Annotated in this window: 7 protein-coding genes and 1 tRNA gene; all 8 read right to left on the bottom strand. The window is 58.9% G+C overall.

The genetic code is table 11. From position 1 onward, the window contains the following. Positions 1–16 precede the first annotated feature (16 nt). On the bottom strand, positions 17–1,513 hold the full coding sequence (scpC, locus tag LO50_RS08910) for a succinyl-CoA:acetate CoA-transferase ScpC (RefSeq protein WP_014821030.1): 1,497 nt from the start codon (positions 1,511–1,513) through the stop codon (positions 17–19). A 212-nt stretch (positions 1,514–1,725) separates the two neighbouring features. Continuing rightward, positions 1,726–1,801, bottom strand: a tRNA-Lys gene (locus tag LO50_RS08905). A gap of 109 nt (positions 1,802–1,910) precedes the next feature. Beyond that, on the bottom strand, positions 1,911–2,585 hold the full coding sequence (queC, locus tag LO50_RS08900; RefSeq protein WP_044314756.1) for a 7-cyano-7-deazaguanine synthase QueC: 675 nt from the start codon (positions 2,583–2,585) through the stop codon (positions 1,911–1,913). A gap of 63 nt (positions 2,586–2,648) precedes the next feature. Then, positions 2,649–3,290 (bottom strand): 7-carboxy-7-deazaguanine synthase QueE, encoded by a 642-nt coding sequence (queE, locus tag LO50_RS08895; protein WP_201775186.1) that lies wholly within the window; start codon positions 3,288–3,290, stop codon positions 2,649–2,651. Positions 3,291–3,410: 120 nt separating this feature from the next. Further along, complete coding sequence (ybgF, locus tag LO50_RS08890) at positions 3,411–4,223, bottom strand: tol-pal system protein YbgF (RefSeq protein WP_044314754.1); 813 nt, start codon at positions 4,221–4,223, stop codon at positions 3,411–3,413. Between the two features lie 6 nt (positions 4,224–4,229). Then, positions 4,230–4,733 carry a peptidoglycan-associated lipoprotein Pal gene (gene pal / locus LO50_RS08885; protein ID WP_003280313.1) on the bottom strand — a complete coding sequence of 168 codons (504 nt, stop codon included), beginning with the start codon at positions 4,731–4,733 and terminating at the stop codon, positions 4,230–4,232. A gap of 46 nt (positions 4,734–4,779) precedes the next feature. Further along, positions 4,780–6,081: a Tol-Pal system beta propeller repeat protein TolB gene (gene tolB, locus LO50_RS08880; protein ID WP_041014614.1), complete on the bottom strand. Its 1,302-nt coding sequence runs from the start codon at positions 6,079–6,081 to the stop codon at positions 4,780–4,782. Further along, positions 6,078–6,718: cell envelope integrity protein TolA (tolA, locus tag LO50_RS08875; RefSeq protein ID WP_044314753.1), on the bottom strand; the 641-nt coding region annotated here is incomplete at its 5' end. The genes tolA and tolB, both read right to left, overlap by 4 nt.

Genomic DNA, 6,718 nt, shown 5'->3' with positions numbered 1-6,718 from the left:
GTTCTTTTCTTCTGGATCACTCGCCCTTGAGCATGTGTCCACGTTCCTCCAGGTTGATGTGCCACTGCATCGCTTCACCCAGCAGGTGCGGCGTCTGGCCGCCCTTCTTGCAGGCGTCGTCGAAGTACTTGTTCAGCGCATCGCGGTAGGACGGGTGCACGCAGTTGTCGATGATGGCGCGGGCGCGCTCGCGCGGAGCGAGGCCACGCAGGTCAGCCAGGCCTTGCTCGGTAACCAGAATCTCGACGTCATGCTCGGTGTGGTCAACGTGAGCAACCATCGGCACGACGCTGGAGATGTTGCCACCCTTGGCGATCGACTTGGTCACGAAGATGGCCATGTGAGCGTTACGCGCGAAATCGCCCGAACCGCCAATGCCGTTCATCATCTTGGTGCCGCCCACGTGAGTGGAGTTGACGTTGCCATAGATGTCGAACTCGAGCGCGGTGTTGATACCGATGATGCCAAGACGGCGCACAAGCTCAGGATGGTTGGAGATTTCCTGAGGACGCAGGATCAGCTTGTCCTTGTACTTCTCCAGGTTGCCGAACACGCGATCATTGCAACGCTCGGACAGGGTGATGGAGCAACCGGAAGCAAAGGTCATCTTGCCCGCATCAATCAGCTCGAAGGTGCAGTCCTGCAGTACTTCGGAGTACATCACCAGGTCTTCGAACGGCGAATCGATCAGACCGCACATTACCGCGTTGGCGATGTTGCCGATACCGACCTGCATCGGGCCAAGGTTCTTCGCCATACGGCCAGCTTCGACTTCGCTCTTGAAGAACTCGACCAGATGGTTGGCGATAGCCTGGGTTTCTTCGTCCGGCGGAGTGACCGTGGAGTAGGAATCCGGCTGATTGGTGATGACGATGGCGGCAATCTTGGCCGGATCGACCGGGATCGAAGTCGCGCCGAGACGATCATCGACCTTGGTCAGCGGGATCGGGCCGCGGTTCGGACGCTCACCCGGGAAGTAGATGTCGTGCAGACCTTCCAGGTTCAGGTTGTGTGCCAGGTTCAGCTCGATGATCACCTGGTCGGCGAACATGGCCAGGTTGGCCGAGTTACCTACTGAAGTGGTCGGTACGATGTGGCCCTGCTCGGTGATGCACAACGCTTCGACGATGGTGACGTCGGGACGCTTGATCTGGTGATTGCGCATCTGCTCGACGGTATGCGACAGGTGCTGGTCGATGAACATGACCTCACCGGCGTTAATCGCCTTGCGCAGTACCGGATCGGCCTGGAACGGCATGCGACGGGCCAGTAGACCCGCGGAAGCCATCTTGCCATCGAGATCGTTACCCAGGCTGGCGCCAGTGACCAGGCTGATCTGCAGCTTCTCGTCCTTGGCACGGTCGATCAGCGCGAGGGGCACGGCCTTGGCTTCGCCCGCACGGGTGAAGCCGCTCATGCCAACGGTCATGCCGTCGCGAATAAGGGCAGCTGCCTCGTGGGCACTCATGACCTTGTTCTGCAGAGAGGACAAGCGGATACGATCAGAATACATTTGAGCCTCGAACCAACGGTAATCGGAAGGGGCCGCAGTCTATTACGTTTAAAAACGCTTGAGCCACCTACTAAGGTCGTAGAGAAAAACGCTTCTTATGACCGAACGTAGCAGCCTGCAGCAACGCAAAATCGCGGCCATTAAAGCGGCCATTAAAAAAGCCGGATAACCCTGACAGGTCTCCGGCTTCTGGTGCTCTCTCGGGAGCGATATGGTGGGTCGTGTAGGATTCGAACCTACGACCAATTGGTTAAAAGCCAACTGCTCTACCAACTGAGCTAACGACCCAATGCGGGGCGCATGATACTGATTTGATTGATGAAAACAAACTTTTTTTTTGAAAAAGTTCGCGATCGCCTTCGTTTGACGGCACCCCTCCAGTACTGGCGCAGGCCGCTCAGAAATAGCGAGTGGGGTCAGCCAGCCCCGCTTCGGCAAAACCGGCGGCACGCAATCGACAGCTGTCGCACTTGCCACAGGCACGCCCATCCGTGTCGGCCTGATAGCAGGAAACCGTCGCCGCATAGTCCACGCCCAGACGAGTCCCCTCCTGCACGATCCGCGCCTTGCTCATCTCCTGCAGTGGTGCCTGGATGCGGAACCCCAGCCCTTCTACGCCTGCCTTGGTGGCCAGATTGGCCATTCGCTCGAATGCCGCAACGAACTCCGGTCGACAGTCCGGGTAGCCCGAGTAGTCGACCGCATTGACGCCGATAAAGATGTCACGGGCACCCAGAACCTCAGCCCAGCCAAGGGCCAACGAGAGAAACACCGTATTGCGCGCCGGGACGTATGTGACCGGAATACCCTCACCCGGCACCTCAGGCACATCGATGCTGTCGTCGGTCAATGCCGAGCCCCCGATACCATTGAGGTCCAGGCCGATCACCTTGTGTTCGACCACACCCAGTTGTTGGGCAACACGTTCGGCCGCCTGCAGCTCGGCGCGATGACGCTGGCCGTAGTCAAAGCTCATGGTGTAGCAGGCGTAGCCCTGAGCACGGGCCATGGCGACCACCGTAGCCGAATCAAGCCCGCCGGACAGCAGGATGACTGCTTTCTTCTCTTTCATTTCGCGATACCTTCAAAACGGATGAGCACGACCAGCCGGGGACGAGCCGCTAATGCCAGCGACTCAGTGGCCGGGCGCGTCGTTCCAGATAATCTTGTGCAACTGAAGCTGCAAGCGCACCGGCAGATTGTCGGCAACGATCCAGTCCGCGAGGGCACGGGCATCGACCTGGCCGTGACTCGGCGAGAACAACACCTCTCCGGCACGTCGATCCAACCCGTACTCGATCAGCTTGCTGACAGCCCAGTCATAATCCTCGCGGGAACAGATGACGAACTTGACCTGATCGTTGCGCGTAATGCAGGCGATGTTCTCGTAGCGATTGCGCGCGACCTCGGCGGAACCCGGTGTTTTCAGGTCCACTACACGACTGACACGCTCATCCACCACGGAGATATCGAGTGCACCACTGGTCTCCAGTGAGACCTCATATCCCGCATCGCACAATCGCTGCAGCAAAGGCACGCAGTTGGGCTGCGCCAGCGGCTCCCCTCCGGTCACGCAGACGTAACGGGGATTGTAGGAGGCAACCCGCTCGACGATCGCGTCGAGCGTCATCAACTCTCCGCCGCTGAATGCGTAGGCGGTATCGCAATATTGACAGCGCAGGGGACAGCCGGTCAGGCGGACGAACACAGTAGGCAATCCACTGGTCCGCGTCTCCCCCTGCAGCGAGTAGAAAATCTCAGTAATTCGCAGGGTCATATCAGCCACGGGCGTGACGGCTAAACAGGCCATCCGCCTCCGTTGCGGGAAATAGGGGCGGCGATTCTAACGAAAAAACCCGCGCGATGGGCGGGTTTCGTTCGGTCTCGCCAGTGTGCCTCAGCGATTGAGCTGACGCTGAGCCAATTGTGCCGCCGATGTATTCGGATACTGGGCAATGACCTCACGCAGAATGCCCTGCGCCTTGTCCCGGTTACCCAGGCGGATCTCAACATCTGCCAGCTTGTAGAGGGAATCCGGCACCTTGTTGTGCTGCGGATACGCCTGGCTCACTCGAGCGAACGCCTGACCGGCCCCTTGCAGGTCGCCCTTTGCCAGGTTGACCTCGCCAAGCCAGTACTGGGCGTTGCCAGCGTACTGACTGTCAGGGTACTTGCGCAGGAATGCAGCGAAAGCCTGGCTGGCCTTGTCGAAATCCTTCGCCTTGATCAGGTCGAAAGCAGCGTCGTAATAGAGCTTTTCCTTCGCAGGATCGCCCGATGCGCTTTGCGACTGGCCCTGGCTGGCAGCGGCGGGTGCCGAAGTTCCAGCTGACGCCGCCGCATTACTGGACGGAGCAGGCTGATTGCCTGCCGCGGATCCGCTGGACAGACGGCGATCCAGGTCCTGATAGCGTTCCAGCCCCTCTTGTTGCAGGCGCTGGATCTGATTCTGTTGTTCCTCAAGCATGCCGCGCAGTTGCGCGATCTCTTCCTGCATCTGCTGTAGCTGCATGAAGAGCATGCCCTGTGCCGAAGATGGAGCGGTGGCTCCACCTCCGGCATAGGCACCGTCACCGCTCGGCGCAGCGGTGGAGTAACCCGAGTTGCCACTAGCGGCACCTTCTTCGTAATCCACCACCGGCACTTGAGCCACCGCCATCAGCGGCAGCGCGAACACTGTAAGAGTCAGAGCATGACGGTACTTACGCATGACGAATTACTTGCGCAGTTCGACGCGACGGTTCTGGGCCCAGGACTGCTCGTCGTTACCCATGGCAACTGGACGCTCTTCGCCGTAGGAAACCAGCTCCAGCTGAGCCGGGGAAACGCCCTGCAGTACCAGGTAACGCTGTACGGCCTTGGAGCGACGCTCGCCCAGAGCCATGTTGTACTCACGGGTACCACGCTCGTCGGTGTGGCCTTCCAGAACGACGCGAGCGCCGTTGCCTTTCAGGTCCTTGGCATGAACGTCCAGAGCGCGCATGGCTTCTGGCTTCAGGTCGGAGCTGTCGTACTCGAAGTAGAAGGTAGTGATGGCGCGCAGAGCGGCTTCTTCGCTCATGCTGCTATCGACGGAACCGGAATCAGCACCATAACCAGCATTCGGATCGATCGCGCCCGAACCTTCGCCCGAATCGTCGCCGCCTTTGGAGGAACAACCGACAGCAACAGCCATGGCCAGAGCCAGAGCGGTGAACTTACCGAATTTCAGCATTTCCATTTGTAACAACCCCAGGTGTGTTTTGGTTAAAAGCGTTGATACCGCATCAGTTCAGGTAAGGGGACCAGGACGGCTCTCGGACTTCGCCTTGAGCTGTAGGAAGCGGGAGCCTAACGCGTCCATTGATGGACACGAGCATCAAGACTCCCCGGCCCTGCTGGCGGGTGGCGTAGATTAGCATGGTGCCATTAGGCGCAACAGTGGGCGATTCATCCAGACTGGTATCCGAGAGTATTCGCAGATTGCCACGCTGCAGATCCTGCGCAGCAACCTTGAAGTTTGTGTAACCGTCCTGGCGATGGATCATGACCAGCGTCTTCTCGTCCGCCGACAGCTTCGGGTTGGCATTGTAGTTGCCAACGAACGTCACACGCTCAGCCGAATTGCTGCCCAACCGCTGCTTGTAGACCTGAGGCTTGCCAGCACGGTCAGAGGTATAATAGATGGTCTGACCATCAGCACCCCAGAAGGGTTCGGTATCGATCGCGTAGTGATTGGTCAGGCGCTGCAACTGCCGCGAGCCGAGGTCCATCACATAGATTTCCGGATTGCCATCTTTCGACAGTACGAACGCCAGGCGATTGCCATCTGGCGAGAATGCCGGCGCACCGTTCAAACCTTCGAAGTTAGTGACCTGTTCGCGGCGCCCCGTATCGATGTGCTGAATGAAAATACGTGGACGCTTCTGCTCGAAGGACACATAGGCAATCCGGCGTCCGTCCGGTGAATAACGCGGGGAGAGGATGGGCTCGCGCGATTGCAGCAGAGTCACCGCCCGAGCGCCGTCATAATCCGAACGCTGCAGCGTGTAGCGCGTGTTGGCGCCACCCAGCCGCTCAACCGTCACATACAGCAGACGCGTGGAAAACGCGCCCTTGATGCCGGTGAGTTTCTCGAAGGACTGATCCGCCGCATGGTGCGCCATGTCGCGCAACTGATCCGGGGAACCACCAACGGTTCCAGTCATCACCTGCTGTTCGGTCGTTACGTTGAACACTTCGTAACGGACCTGAAGGCGGCCACCGGCCGGCTCGATATTGCCGACCATTACGTACTGGGCGCCCAGAGCCTTCCAGTCGCGATAGATGATCTCGCTGCCGCGGGTCGGCATGCTGATCATGTTCTGCCGCGGAATGGGCTGGAAAATACCGGAATTGCGCAGGTCGTTGCCGACGATTTCCGCCATGTCCTCAGGCAGTACGGTGCCGCCCTGCCAACCAAATGGAACGACCGCGATCGGGATCGCACGGTCGGCACCACTGGTGACGACGATGTTTTTTTCCTGCGCCACCGCCATTCCCGCCAGGCAGCAGAGCAGGACAAGTAGACCTCGAAGGGAGTTGATCACAACGCAAGATCCTCAGGCGTAAATGTCATTTTGAAGGACCGGTAAGGCTGGAAGTCCTGCGGGCTCAGGCCCTGCATTTCCGTCAGCCGACCGATGTTCTTTACTGCGGCAACCGCAGAATTGTCGAATGGCACATCTCCGCTCGATCTGGAGACGCTGACGTTGGTGATGGTGCCATCCGGAAGCATGTTTACCTGGAGCTCCACGGTCATGTTATTCCTTGCAGAAGGAGGCCTGCTCCACCCTTCCGCAGCACGTATCTTGATTAAGTCATCGTAGTTACCAGAAACCTGATCGCCTTGCGTATCAGCCATTGCCTGCTCACGCTCAGTTGTATCCGACAGCAGCTCGGCAAGCGCCTGCGCCTTCTTGTCTTCTGCCGCTTTGCGCGCGGCTTCCGCCGCAGCCTTCTTCTTGGCATCTTCAGCAGCTTTTTTCTTGGCAGCTTCGGCGGCAGCTTTCTTCTTCGCTTCCTCAGCCGCCTTGCGCTTGGCTTCTTCGGCGGCCTTCTTCTTGGCCTCCTCTGCTGCCTTCTTCTTGGCCAGCTCTTCAGCAGTCTTTTTCTTGGCGATGTCAGCCTGCTTCTGCTGTTCGACCTTCTTGGCTTCCTCGGCCTTTTTCGCCGCAGCCGCTTTAT

The sequence above is a fragment of the Stutzerimonas stutzeri genome, from assembly GCF_000935215.1.
In the GTDB taxonomy this organism is placed as follows: domain Bacteria; phylum Pseudomonadota; class Gammaproteobacteria; order Pseudomonadales; family Pseudomonadaceae; genus Stutzerimonas.
Note: the sequence above shows the minus strand (reverse complement) of the source record. Positions and strands in the feature narration are given on the sequence as shown.